The organism is Pseudoflavonifractor sp. MCC625 (genome assembly GCF_018784545.1).
Classification (GTDB): Bacteria; Bacillota; Clostridia; order Oscillospirales; family Oscillospiraceae; genus Pseudoflavonifractor_A; species Pseudoflavonifractor_A gallinarum.
Window position 1 is genome coordinate 69,319 of record NZ_WQOJ01000009.1, and the last position, 15,449, is coordinate 84,767.

The following is a 15,449-nucleotide window of genomic DNA, read 5'->3' on the forward strand; positions in this document are numbered from 1 at the left end:
CTCCCCTTAAAATTCGAGGCCGCCCTCGCGGGCACCCTCGGCCAGAGCAGCCACCCGGCCGTGATACACGTAGCCGCCGCGGTCGAAGACCACAGTGCTGATGCCGGCGGCCTTGGCGCGCTCAGCAACAGTCAGGCCGACCTTCTTGGCAGCCTCACAGTTGGAGCCCTTGCCCTCAAAGCCCTTCTCCAGGGAAGAAGCGGAGACCAGGGTCTTGCCGTTGACATCGTCGATGATCTGGGCATAGATGTTGGTCTCGCTGCGGAACACGTTCAGACGGGGACGCTCGGGCGTGCCGGAAATCTTAGAGCGGACACGCTTATGGCGCTTAAGCCGCTGCGCCTTGGTATTGGGACGATTGATCATAGTGGCACACCTCCTTATTTCTTCTTGACGCCGGTCTTGCCTTCCTTGCGGCGGATGACCTCGTCAGTGTATTTGATACCCTTGCCCTTGTAAGGCTCGGGGGGTCTTTTCTCTCTGACTTCAGCGGCGAACTGACCGACCTGCTCCTTGCTGGCGCCGGAGACGACGATCTTGTTGGCGCTGGGGGTCTCGATGGTGATTCCCTCGGGAGCCTCCATAAAGACCTGATGGGAGAAGCCCAGGTTCATGACCAGCTTCTTGCCCTCCATGGCAACACGGTAGCCCACGCCGTTGACGTCCAGCTCCTTCTTGAAGCCCTCGGTCACGCCGACGACCATGTTGTGGATCAGGGTGCGGGTCAGGCCATGCAGGCTGCGGTTCTCCTTGGCATCGTTGGGACGGGTCACGAGGATCTCGTTACCCTCCTGGGCGATGTTCATATTGGGGTGGAACGCACGGGTCAGGGTGCCCTTGGGGCCCTTAACGGTCACGACGTTCCCATCGATCTTCACGTCCACACCGGCGGGGATGGAGATCGGCTTTCTTCCGATACGAGACATATTCTACTCTCCCTCCCTTACCACACGAACGCAAGGACCTCGCCGCCGACGTGGGCCGCACGCGCAGCCTTATCGGTCATGACGCCCTTGGAAGTGGACACGATAGCGATACCCAGACCACGGATGACGCGGGGCAGCTCATCAGCGCCAGCGTACACGCGCAGGCCGGGCTTGGACACGCGGCGCAGACCGGAGATGACCTTCTCCTTACCAGCGCCGTACTTCAGGGTGATGCGGATAACGCCCTGAGTGCCGTCGTCGATCAGCTGGAAGTTCTTGATGTAGCCTTCATCCAGCAGGATCTGAGCGATGGACTTCTTCATGTTGGACGCGGGTACGTCCACGGTGTCATGCTTTGCGTTGTTCGCGTTGCGGATGCGGGTCAGCATATCCGCAATGGGGTCGGTAATATGCATGAGTTTACCCTCCTTTTTAGAGTTACAGATCCGTGAGAAGATCTGTTAAGGCGGCAAGGTATCGGAGTTCGCAAGGCTCCGACCTTTTAACCGTCTGCTAGGGGATATTATATAGTGAAAAGCCCGCTGTGAAAAGGAAAAATTGTCCCAAATCCGCACTTTTGGAGAAATGCCCTAGGCACCGTCCCAGAACGGGGGTCTCTTATTCAAATTTCACAGCGTCGCTTGCACTATCCAGCCAGTTTATCACTTAAACGGAGAATTTTACGTCGAAAACCGCTCCGTAAGGAAGGGGCGGCGGCCCCAAAAGACCGGCGGGGAGCAGCGCTCGACCCGCGGGGGTGGACTCCGGGCGAACCTCCCGTCACGCAACGCAAGCGCCAGACGTGTTTTCACACGTCGGGCGCGGCGTTAGCGTTACGATCGGTTGTTTACCAGGAGGCCTTCTTCACGCCGGGGATCTGACCCTTGTAGGCCAGCTCGCGGAAGCAGATACGGCAGATGCCGTAGTCACGCAGGTAGGCGTGGGGGCGGCCGCAGATCTTGCAGCGGTTGTAGCGGCGGGTGGAGAACTTGGGCTCCGCCTGCTGCTTCAGGATCATAGACTTCTTAGCCATTAACGTTCTCCTCCTTAGCGGGCGAAGGGCGCGCCGATCAGGGTCAGCAGCTCCTTGGCCTCTTCATCAGTCTGAGCGGTGGTGCAGAACACGATGTCCATGCCGCGGATCTTGTCGATCTTGTCGTACTCGATCTCGGGGAAGATCAGCTGCTCCTTGATGCCCAGGGCAAAGTTGCCGCGGCCGTCGAAAGCGTTGCCGTTGATGCCGCGGAAGTCACGCACGCGGGGCAGGGCCACGTTGAACAGGCGGTCCACGAACTCCCACATACGGTCGCCGCGCAGGGTGACCTTGGCGCCGATGGGCATACCCTCGCGCAGCTTGAAGTTAGCGACGGACTTCTTGGCCTTGGTCACGATGGCCTTCTGGCCGGTGATCTTGGTCAGATCGCCCACCACGGCCTCGAGGACCTTGGCGTTGTCGCGGGCCTCACCGCAGCCGCAGTTGACCACGATCTTGTCCAGCTTGGGGATCTGCATGACGGACTTGTAGCCGAACTTCTGCATGAGAGCAGGAGCGACTTCTTCCTGGTACTTCTTCTTCAGGTTGGGCATGTTAGCCATAGTTGACTCCTCCTCTCTTAGATCTCGGCGCCGCACTTCTTGCAGATGCGGACCTTCTTGTCACCCTCGACCTTGTGGCCGATGCGGGTGGGCTTGTTGCACTTGGGGCAGACCTTCTGCACCTTGCAGGCGTAGATGGGGGCCTCGCGCTTGACGATGCCGCCCTGCTCGCCCTGCTTGCGGGGCTTGGTGTGACGGGTGGCGACGTTGACGCCCTCCACGATGACCTTGCTCTCCTTGGGCAGGACGGAGAGGATCTTGCCCTGCTTGCCCTTGTCCTTGCCGGACAGGACGACGACCAGGTCGTCTTTCTTGATGCTCATCTTGTTCATGTTATCTCCTACCCCCTTACAGCACTTCGGGAGCCAGGGACAGGATCTTCATGTAATCCTTGTCGCGCAGCTCGCGGGCCACGGGCCCAAAGATACGGGTACCCTTGGGGTTCTTGTCCTCCTTGATGAGGACGGCGGCGTTGTCGTCAAAACGGACATAGCTGCCGTCGCTGCGGCGGACACCCTTGACGGAACGGACGATGACGGCCTTGACGACCTCGCCCTTCTTCACGGTGCCGCCGGGCTGGGCCTTGCGCACGGAAGCAACAACGACGTCGCCGATGTTGCCGTACTTGCGCTTGGAACCGCCCAGCACGCGGATGGTCTTGATCTCCTTGGCGCCGGTGTTGTCGGCGACCTTCAGATAGCTTTCCTGCTGAATCATTCCGGCACCTCCTTACTTCGCCTTCTCGATGATCTCAACGACGCGCCAACGCTTGTCCTTGGACAGGGGGCGGGTCTCCATAACGCGGACGCGGTCGCCCACGCCGCAGGAATTCTGCTCGTCATGGGCCTTGAGCTTGTAGGTCCGCTTTACGATCTTCTTGTAGAGAGGATGGGCCACACGGTCGGCGATGGCCACCACAACGGTCTTGTCCATCTTGTCAGAGACCACCAGGCCGACTCTGGTCTTACGGGAAGAAGTTCTGTTTTCCATGATCTATTTCCTCCTTCTTACTGTTATCGGCCAGCGAGCTGCAGCTCGCGCAGGATGGTCTTGACTCGGGCAATATCCTTCTTGACCTCGGCGATCTTGGCGGGATTCTCGAGCTGATTGGTGGCATGCTGAAGACGGAGCTGGAACAGGTCCTTCTTCAGGTCGCCCAGCTTGGAGTTGAGCTCCTCGGCGTTCATCTTGCGGACTTCATTTGCCTTCATCATTATTCACCACCATTCTCGGTCTCGGCGGTCTCCTTCTTCACAATCTTGCACTTGACGGGCAGCTTGTGAGAAGCAAGACGCAGGGCCTCGCGGGCGACTTCCTCGGAAACGCCGGCGATCTCGAACATCACGCGGCCGGGCTTGACCACGGCCACCCAGTACTCGGGAGAGCCCTTACCGGAACCCATGCGGGTCTCGGCAGGCTTCTCGGTAATGGGCTTGTCGGGGAAGATCTTGATCCAGACCTTACCGCCACGCTTGGTGTGACGGGTCATGGCCACACGGGCGGCCTCGATCTGGTTGCTGGTGATCCAGCAGGGCTCGGTGGCCTGGAGGCCCCAATCACCGTAAGTGACGGTGTTGCCCTTGAGGGCCTTGCCCTTCATGCGTCCGCGATGCACGCGGCGGTATTTCACTCTCTTAGGCAGCAGCATTAGTTGGAGCCTCCTTCCTTAGCAGTGTTGGCGGGACGAGCGCCGCCCTGACGGAAACCGCCCTGGGGACGGCCGCCGTTGTTGCGGTTGAAACCGCCCTGGCGGTTGAAGCCGCCCTTGCGGTCGCCGTCGCGACGATCGCGGCGGGGACGGTCAGAGCGCTCCTTGAAGTTCTTGGTGTCCAGGGTGCGGGGGGTGGTCCGCAGGCTCTGGGTGAGCACCTCGCCCTTGTAGATCCACACCTTCACGCCGATGCGGCCGTAGGTGGTGGCAGCCTCAGCGAAGCCGTAGTCGATGTCGGCGCGCAGGGTCTGCAGGGGGATGGTGCCGTCGTGATAGTGCTCGGTGCGGGCGATCTCAGCGCCGCCCAGACGGCCGGAGCAGCAGGTCTTGATGCCGCGGGCGCCCATGCGCATCGCGCGGCCCATGGCGTTCTTCATCGCACGGCGGAAGCCGATGCGCTTCTCCAGCTGCTGAGCGATGTTCTCGGCCACCAGCTGAGCGTTCATGTCGGGGTTCTTGACCTCGACGATGTTCAGGGCAACGGACTTGCCGATCATCTTCTCGAGGGTCAGGCGCAGGCGCTCGATGTCGGCGCCGCCCTTACCGATGACCACGCCGGGGCGGGCGCAGTGCAGGTAGATGCGGACCTTGGCGTTGTCGCGCTCGATCTCGATCTTGGGGATACCAGCGCCGTACAGGGTCTTCTTCAGGTAATCGCGGATCTTCTTGTCCTCGACCAGCAGGTCGCCGACCTTCTCGTTGCGGGCGTACCAGCGGGAGTCCCAATCCTTAATGACACCCACGCGCAGGCCGTGGGGATTGACTTTCTGTCCCATTTTGTTCCTCCTCCCTTAGCGCTCGCTCACCGCGATGGTGATGTGAGAAGTGCGCTTGTTGATCCGGTACGCACGGCCCTGAGCACGGGGCATGATCCGCTTGATGATGGGACCGGGGGCGGCGTAGGTGGTGGACACGTAGAGCTTCTCAGGGTCCATCTGGTGATTGTTCTCAGCGTTGGCCGCGGCGCTCTTGAGCACCTTGAGCATCAGCTCGGAGGCGGCCTTGGGGGTGGCCATCAGGATGGCGGTGGCCTCAGCCACACTCTTGCCGCGGATCAGATCGCAGACGATCTGGACCTTGCGGGGAGAGATGCGGGCATACTTCAAAACAGCTTTCGCTTCCATGTTCTCTCCTCCTTACTTACCGGTCTTGCTGCCAGCGTGGCCCTTGAAGGTACGGGTGGGGGCGAACTCGCCCAGCTTGTGACCCACCATGTCCTCGGTCACGTAGACGGGCACATGCTTGCGGCCGTCATGGACGGCGAAGGTGTGACCCACGAAGGCGGGGAAGATGGTGGAGGCGCGGCTCCAGGTCTTGAGGACCTTCTTCTCGCCGGTCTGGTTCATTTCATCGACCCGCTTCAGCAGCTCGGGGGCGCAAAAGGGGCCTTTCTTGATACTTCTGCTCATCTTTTACTGCCTCCTTACTTCGCGTTGCGGTGCTTGACGATGAACTTCTCCGTGCGGTTCTTCAGCTTGCGGGTCTTGTAACCCAGAGCAGGCTTGCCCCAAGGAGTGACAGGGCCGGGACGGCCGACAGGGCTCTTGCCCTCACCGCCGCCGTGGGGGTGGTCATTGGGGTTCATGACGGAACCGCGAACGGTGGGACGCCAGCCCATGTGACGCTTGCGGCCGGCCTTACCGATCTGGATGTTCTCGTGCTCGATGTTGCCGATCTGGCCGATGGTGGCCAGGCACTCGGGACGGATATAGCGCACCTCGCCGGAGGGCAGACGGACCTGAGCCATGCCGTTCTCCTTGGCCATCAGCTGAGCGAACTCACCAGCGGCGCGGACCAGCTGGCCGCCCTTGCCGGGATACAGCTCGATGTTGTGGATCAGGGTGCCCAGGGGGATGTTGGCGATGGGCAGGCAGTTGCCGGGCAGGATGTCGGCGTCGGGACCGGTCATGATGATGTGGCCAGCCTTCATGCCGACGGTAGCCAGGATATAGCGCTTCTCGCCGTCCTCATACTGGATGAGGGCGATGTTGGCGGAGCGGTTGGGATCGTACTCCAGGCGCAGCACGGTAGCGGAACCCTGCTTGTCGCGCTTGAAGTCGATGATGCGGTACTTCTTCTTGTTGCCGCCGCCGCGATGACGGACGGTGATGCGGCCGTAGCTGTTGCGGCCGGCGTTCTTCTTCAGAACCTCGGTCAGGCTGCGCTCGGGCTTAGCCTTCTTGTCGATCCCCTCGAAGGCGGACACAGTCATGTGACGGCGGGAGGGGGTAGTGGGCTTGAACGTCTTAATAGCCATGTTTCATTACCTCCTTACACCATGCCCTCGAAGAACTCGATGGTCTTGGAGTCCTCGGTGAGGGTGACAATGGCCTTCTTATAGGAAGGACGGCGGCCAGCGGGGAAGCGGCCGGTGCGCTTGGCCTTACCATCCATGTTGATGGTGTTGACCTTGGCGACCTTCACGCCGAAGATCTCCTCCACAGCCTTGGCGATCTCGATCTTGTTGGCGTCCTTGGCCACCTCAAAGGTGTACTTCTTCATCTCGAACAGAGAAGCGGACTTCTCAGTGATGATGGGACGCTTGATGATATCATAAGCGACGGTAGCCATTACGCGAACACCTCCTCGATGACGGCCAGGGCGGCCTTGTCGACAATGAACTTGTCGGCGTTCACGATGTCGTAAACGCTCAGGATCTTAGCGGTGGTGGTGGTCACGCCGGGGATGTTCCGGGCGGACTTGACCACGTTCTCGTTGACCTCGTTGGTCACGACCACGGACTTCTTGCCCGCCTCAACGGCGTTCAGGAAGTTGACCATGGCCTTGGTCTTGATCTCGCCCAGCTCCAGGCCGTCGACCACGATGACGTTGCCCTCAGCGGCCTTGGCGGAGAGGACGGACTTCAGAGCCAGACGCTTAACCTTCTTGTTCAGCGCATAGCTGTAATCGCGGGGCTTGGGAGCGAAGACGATACCGCCGTGGGTCCACTGGGGAGCACGGGTAGAGCCCTGACGGGCGCGGCCGGTGCCCTTCTGACGCCAGGGCTTGATGCCGCCGCCGGAGACCTCGGCGCGGGTCAGAGCGGACTGGGTGCCCTGACGGCAGTTGGCCAGGTGGTTCTTGACGACCTCGTGGACAACGACCTCGTTGGGCTCGATTCCGAAGATGGCGTCGGAGAGCTCCACTTCGCCGACCTTCGTGCCGGTCATGTTAACAACAGTTGCCTTAGGCATTTGGTTTCTCTCCTTTCTTAGCGGTTACGCGCAGACGCCTTCTGGGGATTGACGCGGGCGGAAGCCTTCTGCGGGTTGTTGCTGATGCCAGCAGCAGCGCCCTTCTCCTTGACGTTGATGACGCTGTTACGCAGGTACACAACGCCGCCCTTGGGGCCGGGGATGGCGCCGCGGACCGCGATGATGCCCAGCTCGGAGTCGACCTTGATGACATCCAGGTTCATCACGGTGACCTGCTCGCAGCCCATGTGGCCGGCGCCGATCTTGCCCTTGAAGATACGGGAAGGATCGGTGGCGGGGCCCATGGAGCCGGCGTGACGGTGCACAGGGCCGGTACCGTGGGTTTCCTTCAGACGATGGGCGCCGTGGCGCTTGATCACGCCGGCGTAGCCCTTACCTTTGCTGATGCCGGTGACATCCACGCGGTCGCCCTCGGCGAACACGTCGACCTTCACCTCATCGCCCACGTTCATCTCAGCGGCCTTGTCGAGCTTGAACTCCTTCAGGACCTTCTTGGGGGCGACGCCAGCCTTCTTGATGTGACCCAGCTCGGGCTTGGTGAGCTTGCGCTCCGCCACGTCCTCGTAGCCGAGCTGAACAGCAGTGTAGCCGTCCTTCTCCTCGGTCTTCTTCTGCACGACGGTGCAGGGACCCGCCTCGATGACGGTGACCGGGATGACCTTGCCTTCGGCGTCGAAGATCTGCGTCATGCCGACCTTCTTACCGATGATGGCCTTTTCCATGTTTTTTCCTCCTTATAAGGTTATTGGTTGGGCGAGTTGAGCATTGGACTCTCATTGCTCGGCCAACTTGACCCGTCCATCTCAAAAACGCGATGGACAGCGGGTTCAACACATTTGGTTGCCGGTTTGAGGTTTGCTGCTTTGCTTACAGCTTGATCTCGATCTCGACGCCGGCAGGGAGCTCCAGGGACATCAGAGCCTCAACGGTCTTGGGAGAGGGCTTCAGGATGTCGATGAGGCGCTTGTGGGTGCGGCGCTCGAACTGCTCACGGCTGTCCTTGTACTTGTGGACGGCGCGCAGGATGGTCACGACCTCTTTCTTGGTGGGCAGGGGGATGGGGCCGGACACGGAAGCGCCGGTGCGCTTGGCGGTCTCCACGATCTTCTCAGCGCTCTGGTCGATGAGCTGATGGTCGTAGGCCTTCAGGCGGATGCGGATCATTTCTTTCTGAGCTGCCATGGTGTTTTTCCTCCTTAAACATACGAAGTGACGTTCTGTATTCCGTGCACGCTTCGTACGGTGAGAATCTTCTGTACACGTTTCCGTGCGTATCATTCTGTGACACGAAGAAAACCGGCGCAACAGCAGCCGGTTTCGTCCCTGCACAGCGATATACGCCGTGTACGGAACCTTCTCAGCCGCCCGATTCGCTCGGACATACTCCGCGGAAGTTACCGGCTCACGCCGCAATCTCCCGCATCATCGCAGTGCGCCTTTTCACAGGCGCCCCATTATTGTACTGGATACTGTGCCGGAAGTCAAGAGGTTTTTTGATTTTTTTCGTCCGCTTTTCGCCGATTCCGGGGCGCATCCCGCCCCTTTCCTTTGTGCAGCTTCGCAAAAGGGACGGAATGGCCCTTCCATTCCGTCCCTCTTTCATCCGGATCACCTGCTCTGTGCCTCCAGCGCCTCCTCCACCAGGGGGAGCATGGCCGCCCCGTCGATTGGGGTGCGGGTGAAGTGCTCCAGGGCGAAGACCGCCTGCCAGATGAGCATGCCCAGGCCGTTGAGGGCTGTGAAGCCCCGCATCCGCGCCAGCCGGAGAAGCTCGGTCTCGGCGGGGGCATAGATAAGGTCGCACACCGCCGCTCCGGCTGGAAGGGCGTCCAGGAAGGAGAAGTCGGCAAACTGTCCCGTCGTCCCCTCCATGCCCAGATTGGTGCAGTTGACCACCAGGGAGCACTGCGCGGCCAGATCGGCCAGGGTCTCCGGGCGGAAATCCGCGGGGATCATCCGCTCCCCCCAGGGGGCGCACAGGGCCCGGGCCTTCTCCGCCGTGCGGTTGGCCACATAGACGGCCTGGGCCGCTCCCTCCTGGCAGAGCTTGGGGGCCACTGCCTTGGCGGCGCCTCCCGCCCCCAGCACCAGCACCCGCTGTCCCGCCGTGTTCACCCCCGCATGGCGGAGGGAGGCCAGAAAGCCCTTGCCGTCGGTGTTGAAGCCATAGTACTTCCCGTCCCGAATGCACACGGTGTTCACCGCGCCGTACATCCGGGCGTCCTCGTCCAGCTCGTCCATGAGGGGAAGGAGCTCCTCCTTGTGGGGCATGGTGGCGTTGAAGCCCGCGTAGCCCGCGAAGGCGGCACATTTGAGCCACTCCCCTGCCCTGCCCCGGGGCACCGGCTGGCAGAGATAGATATAGTCCAGTCCCAGGGCGCGCAGCATGGTGTTCTGGATCAGAGGGGACTTGGAATGGAGCACCGGGTCCCCGATGACACAGAGTTTTTGAGTCGTATTGTGCAGCGTGACTTCCATGGCTGCGTCTCCTTTCTTGAAAATGGCTTGGGCGCTCTTCTGCTCCAGCCACGCCAGACTTTTATTGAAAGCTCTCTTTGCCTACTTTCTCTCGCGAGAGAAAGTAGGACAGGGCGGCCTCGTAGCCATAGAGGCCCAGGCCGCAGATCTGGCCCACACAGGCGGGGGCGGTGACACTCTTGTGCCGGAACTCCTCCCGCTGGTGGATGTTGGAGATATGGACCTCCACACAGGGCACGCTCACCGCCTTGAGGGCGTCCAGGATGGCGATGGAGTAGTGGGTGAAGGCCCCCGGGTTCATCACGATGGCGTCATAGACCCCGTCGGCAGCCTGGATGGCGTCGATGATGGCCCCCTCGTGGTTGGACTGGAAGCACACGGCGGTGGAGCCGTGGGCGGCGGCGAATTCCTCCAGCCGCCGGCACAGGCTCTCATAGCTGTTCTCCCCATAGATGCCCGGCTCCCGCTTGCCCAGCAGGTTCAGGTTGGGTCCGTTGATGATGAGAAATTTCATGTGAGCACCTCCAGAATGCGCGCCGCCGTCTCCTCCGGGGTGGCCTGTACCTCCACCTGGTGGTGGGCGCAGGCCTGATAGACCGGCTCCCGCTGTGCGTAGCGCGCCAAAAAGGCCTCCCGCCCCTGCTGTCCCAGGGGCCGGCCGGCCATGGATACCTTGTCGTAGATCTCCTCCGGGGGCCGGTGGAGGAAGATGACCGTTCCGCTCTCCCGGAGGGGACCGATGCAGTCCTCCCGCAGGGGAAGGCCGCCGCCGCAGGCGATGACCAGTCCCGTCCGGCGGGAGAGCTCCTCAGACACCTGCCGCTCGCAGTCCCGGAAATACCCCTCCCCCCGCTGCGCGAAGAGTGCGGGGATGGAGCAGCCCTCCCGGGCCTCGATGAGGGAATCGGTGTCGGCCAGCTCCCACCCCAGGCGGCGGGCCAGAAGGCCCCCCACGGTGGACTTGCCGCAGCCCATCATGCCGATGAGAATGAGATTTCCCCTCATTCCGCTCCCCCCTCATAGGCCTGGAAATTGCCCAGTACCCGCATCTCACCCGAGAGCTGAGAGAGCTCATGGAGCACCCCGTCCATGGCGGGGGAGAGCAGGTCACCCGAGAACTCCAGGAAGAAGAGGTACTCCCAGCTCCGCCCCGGGATGGGCCGGGACTCGATCTTCAGGAGGTTGAGCCCCTGCACCGCGAAGAGGGTGAGGATCTCATGGAGGGAGCCGCTCTGGTGGGGCAGGTGGAAGAGGGCACTGATCTTGTTGCGCCCGGGGCGCATCTCCATGACCGGGGAGACCACCACGAAGCGGGTGTGGTTGAGGGAATTGTGGTTGGTGCCCTCCACCAGGATGTTCAGGCCATAGAGCCGGGCCGCCCGGCGGGAGCAGATGGCGGCAGCCGTGCGCTCCCCGCTCTCGGCCACCTGTTTGGCCGATCCGGCGGTGTCCAGGGTGGGGACCCGCCGCCAGTCCCGGTGGGTGTCCAGGAAGCGCTCGCTCTGCATAAGGCCCTGCTCGTGGGAGTAGACCGTGCGGATGTCCTCCAGCCCCACGCCGGGCAGGGCCATGAGGCAGTGCTCCACCTTTACGTCATACTCTCCCACCACATAGTAGCGGTACTGGGCCAGCAGGTCGTAGACCTGCCGGATGGAGCCGGTGGAGCTGTTCTCAATGGGGAGGACGGCGTAGTCGGCCTCTCCCCGCTCCAGGGCGGCGAACACATCGGAGAACCAGGGACAGCCCCGGCTCTCCACGCCCTCGCCGAAGAAGCCTACGGCGGCCTCCTCGCTGTAACAGCCCGGCTCCCCCTGGTAGACCACCCGGGGGGAGGCCACCGGCGTGCGGGCGTTGGCCAGGGCCTCGGCATAGGCCGCGTAGCCCGGGTCCTCGGTCCCCTCCCGCACCAGCTTGCGCTGCTGACGGCGGGAGATGGCCATAATGGTCTCATAGAGCTCGGCCAGATCGGCCCGGCGCACCGGGTCGTCGGTGAGGGCGGTCTTGGCGGCGATGACCCGCCGCTCCCGGGCGGCGTCCAGTACGGGCACCCCGTTCTTCTGCTTCCACTCCCCCACCTTGCCGGTGACCTCCATCCGGCGGAGGAAGAGCTGTACCAGCTCCCCGTCGATGGCGTCGATCTCCTGGCGGTATTGTTCCAGATCGTTCATCCTCACGTGCTCCTCTCTCTAGTCCAGTCCCAGCACCTGGCAGGCGGCCAGGGCGGCGGCGGCCTCCACCACGGGCACGGCCCGCAGCACCACGCAGGGGTCGTGACGGCCCTCCACCACCAGCTCCCGCTCCTCCATGGCGCTCAGGCTCACGGTCCGCTGGGGTTTGGAAATGGAGGGCGTGGGGCGGAAGACCACCTCAAACTCCACCGGCATCCCGTTGGTGATGCCGCCGTTGACGCCGCCGGTGTGGTTGGTGGCGGTGCGCACCGCGCCCCCCTCCAGGCAGAAGGGGTCGTTGGCCTCGCTCCCCTGCATGGCGGCAAAGCCGAATCCGGCCCCGAAGGCGATCCCCTTCACCGCGGGAATGGCAAAGAGGTACTGGGAGAAGATCCCCTCCACATTACACCCGAAGTCAGGGGCGCCCCGTCCGGCGGGCATGCCCTCCACGGTACAGCGGACACAGCCCCCCACCGAGTCGCCCTCACGCTTGGCCTCCAGGATGCGCGCCCGGGCCTGCTCGGGCGTGGGGTCAGATATGCCGCCGATGTTGGAGACCCGGGCGGTCACGGTGATCCCCCGCTCCCCCAGGGCCAGCTTGGCCACCGCCCCGGCAAAGACCAAAGGCGCGGTGAGCCGTCCGGAGAAGTGTCCCCCGCCCCGGTAGTCGTTGTATCCCCCGTAGCGGAGCTGTCCGGTGTAATCGGCGTGGCCCGGCCGGGGCATGTCCCGGAGCTTGCTGTAATCCCGGCTCCGGGTGTCGGTGTTGCGGATGACGGCGCACAGCGGAGTGCCGGTGGTCCGGCCTTCAAAGACGCCGGAGAGGATCTCCACCTCGTCGGCCTCCCGCCGGGGGGTGGAGGTGTCGTCCTGCCCGGGCGCGCGGCGTTTGAGCTCGGCGCGGATGAAGTCCCAGTCCAGGGCCAGCCCGGCGGGCACCCCCTCCAGGGTCACGCCGATGGCCGGGCCGTGGGACTCGCCGAAGATGGTGTATCTCATACCGCTTCCTCCTTCCGGCGGATGGCTCCGCCCAGCCGCGCATACTCCTTCCAGAAGTTGGGGTAGGACTTCTTCACGCACTCCGCTCCGGTGATGGTCACGGGGGCCTCGCACCGGATAGCGGCGATGGCGGCCATCATGGCGATGCGGTGGTCGTTGTGGCCCGACACGGTGACCCCTCCGGCCAGGGACGCCCGGCCGTGGATGAGGAGAGAATCGGGGTACTCCTCCACCTGGGCGCCCAGGGCATTGAGGACTTCCGTCACCGTGGCCAGGCGGTCGCTCTCCTTGATGCGCAGGCGGGCGGCGTTCACCAGATGGGTGTCGCACCCGGGGGTGAGGGCAGCCAGGGCGGCCACCGGGGGCACCAGGTCGGGGCACTGGCTCATGTCCAGCTCCACCGTCCGGCGGCCCTCCCGGGCGGCGGGCGCCTCCCCCGCCTCCCGGACCAGCTCCTCCCCGCACAGGGCGGCATAGTGGGCGGCGATGCGCATATCCCCCTGGCAGGAGAGGGGATTGAGCCCCTGGATGTCCAGCTCGCACCCCATCCCGGCGGCGGCAAACCAGAAGGCGGCGTTGGACCAGTCCCCCTCGATGGTCAGGTCCTGATGGCGGTAGATCTGGTTCCCCTTGACCCGGAAGGTCCGCGCCCCGTCATATTCTACCTCCACGCCGAACCGCTCCAGGGCGTCCAGGGTCATGTCCACATAGCCCCGACTCTCCAGCTCGGTGGTGAGATGGATCTCACTGTCCCCGTCCAGGAGGGGGAGGGCATAGAGCAGACCCGTGATGAACTGGGAGGACACGTCCCCCCGGATGGCGTAGATCCCGGGGGTAAGGCGTCCCTCCACCGTGAGCACGCTTCCCTCCCGGCTCCAGGCGATCCCCTTCTCCCGGAAGAGCTCAAAATAGGGCTCCTGGGGCCGCTCCATGAGACGGCCGTGCCCGGTGAAGCTCCCCTTCCCCTTGAGGGCCAGGGCCACCGGGATGAGGAAGCGGAGGGTGGAGCCGCTCTCCCCGCAGTCCATGACGGTGGGGGCGGGGTCCTCGTGGCCGTCCACCAGGTCGGCGCCCCGGATGACAGTGCCGTCGGCCGAGGCGTCGGCATCCAGGGTGCGCATGCACCGCAGGGTGGCCTGGATGTCCTCCGAGAGGGACACATTGGACAGATGGCAGAACCCGTCGGACAGGGCGGCGGCGATGATGAGCCGGTGGGCCTGGGACTTGGACGGGGGCGGGGTGATGGCCCCCGCCAGCTTCTTGGGGATAATGGTCACGTTCATTTCAGTTCCTCCAGCAGGGCGGCCTTGGTCATCCGGTGGGGGACCGCCTTCCCCATCTCCTCCAGCAGGAGGACCTGGATGTCTCCCCCGCTTCCCTTCTTGTCCAGCCCCACAGCGGCGGCATACTCCTCCGCCGTGCAGGGGATGGCGGTGGGCAGGGCGAAGGCCTTCAGCAGAGCGGCGATGCGCTCCCCCGTCCCGGCAGGGGTAAGTCCCAGCTTCTCGCCCAGGGCGGCGGCCCGCACCATCCCGGCGGCCACCGCCTGGCCGTGGGTCCAGCAGGTATAGTTCCCCGCCAGCTCGTAGGCGTGGCCCAGGGTGTGCCCGAAGTTGAGGACCAGCCGGGCGCCCACGTCCCGCTCGTCCTCCACCACAACAGTGCGTTTTAAATCGCAGCAGGTATACAGGACGTGTTCGATCTCTGCCATGATTTCCCCCCGGCTGGGCCGCTGGGCCAGGAAATCGAAGAAGGCGGCGTCCTGAATGCAGCCGTACTTGATGACCTCCGCCATGCCGTCGGCGAACACGCCGTCGGGGAGGGTCTCCAGCACCTCCGGGTCCATGAGGACCAGCTTGGGCTGCCAGAAGGCCCCGGCCAGGTTCTTCCCGGCCCGCAGGTCCACCGCCACCTTGCCCCCCACGGAGGAGTCCACCTGGGCCAGCAGGGTGGTGGGGATCTGGATGAAATCCACCCCCCGCAGGATGGTGGCGGCCGCAAAGCCTGCCAGATCGCCTACCACGCCGCCGCCCAGGGCCACTACCGCGTCGGTGCGGGTGAGGCCGAAGTCCATCATGTTCTCCCAGAGCTCGGTGAGCATGGCGGGGGACTTGCTGCTCTCCCCGGCGGGGATCTCCTGACAGGCCGTCTCAAAGCCGGCCTCCTCCAGGCTCTTCACCACCCGTCCCAGGTGGAGGGGGGCCACATTGGAGTCGGTCACCACAAAGAGGCGGGTACACCGGGGGAGCACGCCGCGGCACAGCTCGCCCGCCCGGTCCAGGGCGCCCCGTTCGATGTGGATGTCATAGGCCCGTCCGGGCAGGTCTACCCTCAGTGTTTTCATGGCCGCTCCTCT

At 63.5% G+C, this 15,449-nt stretch carries 25 protein-coding genes; all 25 read right to left on the bottom strand.

Annotated features, from left to right (window positions below; translation table 11 throughout):
• Positions 1-6 precede the first annotated feature (6 nt).
• The 25 genes from rplR to aroB all read right to left on the bottom strand — a co-directional run bounded on the left by rplR (position 7) and on the right by aroB (position 15,437).
• Positions 7-366 (bottom strand): 50S ribosomal protein L18, encoded by a 360-nt coding sequence (gene rplR / locus GPK94_RS02610; protein WP_186963505.1) that lies wholly within the window; start codon positions 364-366, stop codon positions 7-9.
• Positions 367-380: 14 nt separating this feature from the next.
• Entirely contained in the window at positions 381-926 is a 546-nt protein-coding gene (rplF, locus tag GPK94_RS02615) for a 50S ribosomal protein L6 (protein ID WP_101691674.1), read from the bottom strand.
• 17 nt (positions 927-943) lie between these two features.
• Positions 944-1,342, bottom strand: coding sequence for a 30S ribosomal protein S8 (gene rpsH, locus GPK94_RS02620; RefSeq protein WP_087259939.1), 399 nt, complete (start codon positions 1,340-1,342; stop codon positions 944-946).
• 431 nt (positions 1,343-1,773) lie between these two features.
• Positions 1,774-1,959, bottom strand: a complete 186-nt coding sequence (locus GPK94_RS02625; protein WP_006573415.1) for a type Z 30S ribosomal protein S14 — start codon at positions 1,957-1,959, stop codon at positions 1,774-1,776.
• Positions 1,960-1,973: 14 nt separating this feature from the next.
• Positions 1,974-2,522, bottom strand: a complete 549-nt coding sequence (gene rplE / locus GPK94_RS02630; RefSeq protein ID WP_101691673.1) for a 50S ribosomal protein L5 — start codon at positions 2,520-2,522, stop codon at positions 1,974-1,976.
• Between the two features lie 17 nt (positions 2,523-2,539).
• Positions 2,540-2,854, bottom strand: coding sequence for a 50S ribosomal protein L24 (gene rplX / locus GPK94_RS02635; RefSeq protein WP_101691672.1), 315 nt, complete (start codon positions 2,852-2,854; stop codon positions 2,540-2,542).
• Positions 2,855-2,870: 16 nt separating this feature from the next.
• A complete protein-coding gene (rplN, locus tag GPK94_RS02640) occupies positions 2,871-3,239 on the bottom strand; it encodes a 50S ribosomal protein L14 (RefSeq protein WP_101691671.1) in 369 nt (122 codons plus the stop codon).
• Positions 3,240-3,251: 12 nt separating this feature from the next.
• Positions 3,252-3,512: a 30S ribosomal protein S17 gene (gene rpsQ / locus GPK94_RS02645; RefSeq protein ID WP_101691670.1), complete on the bottom strand. Its 261-nt coding sequence runs from the start codon at positions 3,510-3,512 to the stop codon at positions 3,252-3,254.
• A 23-nt stretch (positions 3,513-3,535) separates the two neighbouring features.
• Complete coding sequence (gene rpmC, locus GPK94_RS02650; protein WP_180956764.1) at positions 3,536-3,733, bottom strand: 50S ribosomal protein L29; 198 nt, start codon at positions 3,731-3,733, stop codon at positions 3,536-3,538.
• 2 nt (positions 3,734-3,735) lie between these two features.
• Positions 3,736-4,170 carry a 50S ribosomal protein L16 gene (gene rplP / locus GPK94_RS02655; protein ID WP_101691668.1) on the bottom strand — a complete coding sequence of 145 codons (435 nt, stop codon included), beginning with the start codon at positions 4,168-4,170 and terminating at the stop codon, positions 3,736-3,738.
• The gene (rpsC, locus tag GPK94_RS02660) at positions 4,170-5,009 is read right to left on the bottom strand and encodes a 30S ribosomal protein S3 (RefSeq protein WP_101691667.1); all 840 of its coding nucleotides are present in this window, start codon (positions 5,007-5,009) and stop codon (positions 4,170-4,172) included. The genes rplP and rpsC overlap by 1 nt, the downstream gene beginning before the upstream one ends.
• 15 nt (positions 5,010-5,024) lie before the next feature.
• Positions 5,025-5,357, bottom strand: coding sequence for a 50S ribosomal protein L22 (gene rplV / locus GPK94_RS02665; RefSeq protein ID WP_101691666.1), 333 nt, complete (start codon positions 5,355-5,357; stop codon positions 5,025-5,027).
• Between the two features lie 12 nt (positions 5,358-5,369).
• Positions 5,370-5,642 (bottom strand): 30S ribosomal protein S19, encoded by a 273-nt coding sequence (gene rpsS, locus GPK94_RS02670; protein WP_101691665.1) that lies wholly within the window; start codon positions 5,640-5,642, stop codon positions 5,370-5,372.
• 14 nt (positions 5,643-5,656) lie between these two features.
• Positions 5,657-6,490 (bottom strand): 50S ribosomal protein L2, encoded by an 834-nt coding sequence (rplB, locus tag GPK94_RS02675; protein ID WP_101691664.1) that lies wholly within the window; start codon positions 6,488-6,490, stop codon positions 5,657-5,659.
• A gap of 14 nt (positions 6,491-6,504) precedes the next feature.
• Complete coding sequence (gene rplW / locus GPK94_RS02680; protein ID WP_101691663.1) at positions 6,505-6,804, bottom strand: 50S ribosomal protein L23; 300 nt, start codon at positions 6,802-6,804, stop codon at positions 6,505-6,507.
• Positions 6,804-7,427 (bottom strand): 50S ribosomal protein L4, encoded by a 624-nt coding sequence (rplD, locus tag GPK94_RS02685; protein WP_101691662.1) that lies wholly within the window; start codon positions 7,425-7,427, stop codon positions 6,804-6,806. The genes rplW and rplD overlap by 1 nt, the downstream gene beginning before the upstream one ends.
• 17 nt (positions 7,428-7,444) lie before the next feature.
• Positions 7,445-8,170 carry a 50S ribosomal protein L3 gene (gene rplC, locus GPK94_RS02690; protein WP_101691661.1) on the bottom strand — a complete coding sequence of 242 codons (726 nt, stop codon included), beginning with the start codon at positions 8,168-8,170 and terminating at the stop codon, positions 7,445-7,447.
• Between the two features lie 145 nt (positions 8,171-8,315).
• A complete protein-coding gene (rpsJ, locus tag GPK94_RS02695; RefSeq protein WP_006573401.1) occupies positions 8,316-8,630 on the bottom strand; it encodes a 30S ribosomal protein S10 in 315 nt (104 codons plus the stop codon).
• A 426-nt stretch (positions 8,631-9,056) separates the two neighbouring features.
• Positions 9,057-9,926, bottom strand: coding sequence for a shikimate dehydrogenase (gene aroE / locus GPK94_RS02700; protein ID WP_215654302.1), 870 nt, complete (start codon positions 9,924-9,926; stop codon positions 9,057-9,059).
• A 61-nt stretch (positions 9,927-9,987) separates the two neighbouring features.
• Positions 9,988-10,440, bottom strand: coding sequence for a type II 3-dehydroquinate dehydratase (gene aroQ, locus GPK94_RS02705; RefSeq protein ID WP_101691659.1), 453 nt, complete (start codon positions 10,438-10,440; stop codon positions 9,988-9,990).
• Positions 10,437-10,931, bottom strand: coding sequence for a shikimate kinase (locus tag GPK94_RS02710; protein WP_186963508.1), 495 nt, complete (start codon positions 10,929-10,931; stop codon positions 10,437-10,439). Before GPK94_RS02710 ends, aroQ begins: the two co-directional genes overlap by 4 nt.
• Complete coding sequence (locus tag GPK94_RS02715) at positions 10,928-12,094, bottom strand: bifunctional chorismate mutase/prephenate dehydratase (protein ID WP_193538597.1); 1,167 nt, start codon at positions 12,092-12,094, stop codon at positions 10,928-10,930. The genes GPK94_RS02710 and GPK94_RS02715 overlap by 4 nt, the downstream gene beginning before the upstream one ends.
• A gap of 18 nt (positions 12,095-12,112) precedes the next feature.
• The gene (locus GPK94_RS02720) at positions 12,113-13,093 is read right to left on the bottom strand and encodes a chorismate synthase (protein WP_215654304.1); all 981 of its coding nucleotides are present in this window, start codon (positions 13,091-13,093) and stop codon (positions 12,113-12,115) included.
• Positions 13,090-14,376: a 3-phosphoshikimate 1-carboxyvinyltransferase gene (gene aroA, locus GPK94_RS02725; RefSeq protein WP_215654305.1), complete on the bottom strand. Its 1,287-nt coding sequence runs from the start codon at positions 14,374-14,376 to the stop codon at positions 13,090-13,092. Before aroA ends, GPK94_RS02720 begins: the two co-directional genes overlap by 4 nt.
• On the bottom strand, positions 14,373-15,437 hold the full coding sequence (gene aroB, locus GPK94_RS02730; protein WP_215654306.1) for a 3-dehydroquinate synthase: 1,065 nt from the start codon (positions 15,435-15,437) through the stop codon (positions 14,373-14,375). Before aroB ends, aroA begins: the two co-directional genes overlap by 4 nt.
• Positions 15,438-15,449 lie beyond the last annotated feature (12 nt).

Excerpts from the sequence above, each read along its gene's own strand:
- rplN (WP_101691671.1), bottom strand. The coding sequence starts at position 3,239 with ATGATTCAGCAGGAAAGCTATCTGAAGGTCGCCGACAACACCGGCGCC.
- aroE (WP_215654302.1), bottom strand. The coding sequence starts at position 9,926 with ATGGAAGTCACGCTGCACAATACGACTCAAAAACTCTGTGTCATCGGG.
- rpsQ (WP_101691670.1), bottom strand. The coding sequence starts at position 3,512 with ATGGAAAACAGAACTTCTTCCCGTAAGACCAGAGTCGGCCTGGTGGTC.
- rplB (WP_101691664.1), bottom strand. The coding sequence starts at position 6,490 with ATGGCTATTAAGACGTTCAAGCCCACTACCCCCTCCCGCCGTCACATG.
- rplX (WP_101691672.1), bottom strand. The coding sequence starts at position 2,854 with ATGAACAAGATGAGCATCAAGAAAGACGACCTGGTCGTCGTCCTGTCC.
- GPK94_RS02715 (WP_193538597.1), bottom strand. The coding sequence starts at position 12,094 with ATGAACGATCTGGAACAATACCGCCAGGAGATCGACGCCATCGACGGG.
- GPK94_RS02720 (WP_215654304.1), bottom strand. The coding sequence starts at position 13,093 with ATGAGATACACCATCTTCGGCGAGTCCCACGGCCCGGCCATCGGCGTG.
- rplE (WP_101691673.1), bottom strand. The coding sequence starts at position 2,522 with ATGGCTAACATGCCCAACCTGAAGAAGAAGTACCAGGAAGAAGTCGCT.
- rpsC (WP_101691667.1), bottom strand. The coding sequence starts at position 5,009 with ATGGGACAGAAAGTCAATCCCCACGGCCTGCGCGTGGGTGTCATTAAG.
- rplD (WP_101691662.1), bottom strand. The coding sequence starts at position 7,427 with ATGCCTAAGGCAACTGTTGTTAACATGACCGGCACGAAGGTCGGCGAA.
- rplF (WP_101691674.1), bottom strand. The coding sequence starts at position 926 with ATGTCTCGTATCGGAAGAAAGCCGATCTCCATCCCCGCCGGTGTGGAC.
- rplV (WP_101691666.1), bottom strand. The coding sequence starts at position 5,357 with ATGGAAGCGAAAGCTGTTTTGAAGTATGCCCGCATCTCTCCCCGCAAG.
- rplC (WP_101691661.1), bottom strand. The coding sequence starts at position 8,170 with ATGGAAAAGGCCATCATCGGTAAGAAGGTCGGCATGACGCAGATCTTC.
- GPK94_RS02625 (WP_006573415.1), bottom strand. The coding sequence starts at position 1,959 with ATGGCTAAGAAGTCTATGATCCTGAAGCAGCAGGCGGAGCCCAAGTTC.
- rplR (WP_186963505.1), bottom strand. The coding sequence starts at position 366 with ATGATCAATCGTCCCAATACCAAGGCGCAGCGGCTTAAGCGCCATAAG.
- rplP (WP_101691668.1), bottom strand. The coding sequence starts at position 4,170 with ATGCTGCTGCCTAAGAGAGTGAAATACCGCCGCGTGCATCGCGGACGC.
- GPK94_RS02710 (WP_186963508.1), bottom strand. The coding sequence starts at position 10,931 with ATGAGGGGAAATCTCATTCTCATCGGCATGATGGGCTGCGGCAAGTCC.
- rpsJ (WP_006573401.1), bottom strand. The coding sequence starts at position 8,630 with ATGGCAGCTCAGAAAGAAATGATCCGCATCCGCCTGAAGGCCTACGAC.
- aroQ (WP_101691659.1), bottom strand. The coding sequence starts at position 10,440 with ATGAAATTTCTCATCATCAACGGACCCAACCTGAACCTGCTGGGCAAG.
- rplW (WP_101691663.1), bottom strand. The coding sequence starts at position 6,804 with ATGGCTACCGTCGCTTATGATATCATCAAGCGTCCCATCATCACTGAG.
- aroA (WP_215654305.1), bottom strand. The coding sequence starts at position 14,376 with ATGAACGTGACCATTATCCCCAAGAAGCTGGCGGGGGCCATCACCCCG.
- rpsS (WP_101691665.1), bottom strand. The coding sequence starts at position 5,642 with ATGAGCAGAAGTATCAAGAAAGGCCCCTTTTGCGCCCCCGAGCTGCTG.
- rpsH (WP_087259939.1), bottom strand. The coding sequence starts at position 1,342 with ATGCATATTACCGACCCCATTGCGGATATGCTGACCCGCATCCGCAAC.
- rpmC (WP_180956764.1), bottom strand. The coding sequence starts at position 3,733 with ATGAAGGCAAATGAAGTCCGCAAGATGAACGCCGAGGAGCTCAACTCC.
- aroB (WP_215654306.1), bottom strand. The coding sequence starts at position 15,437 with ATGAAAACACTGAGGGTAGACCTGCCCGGACGGGCCTATGACATCCAC.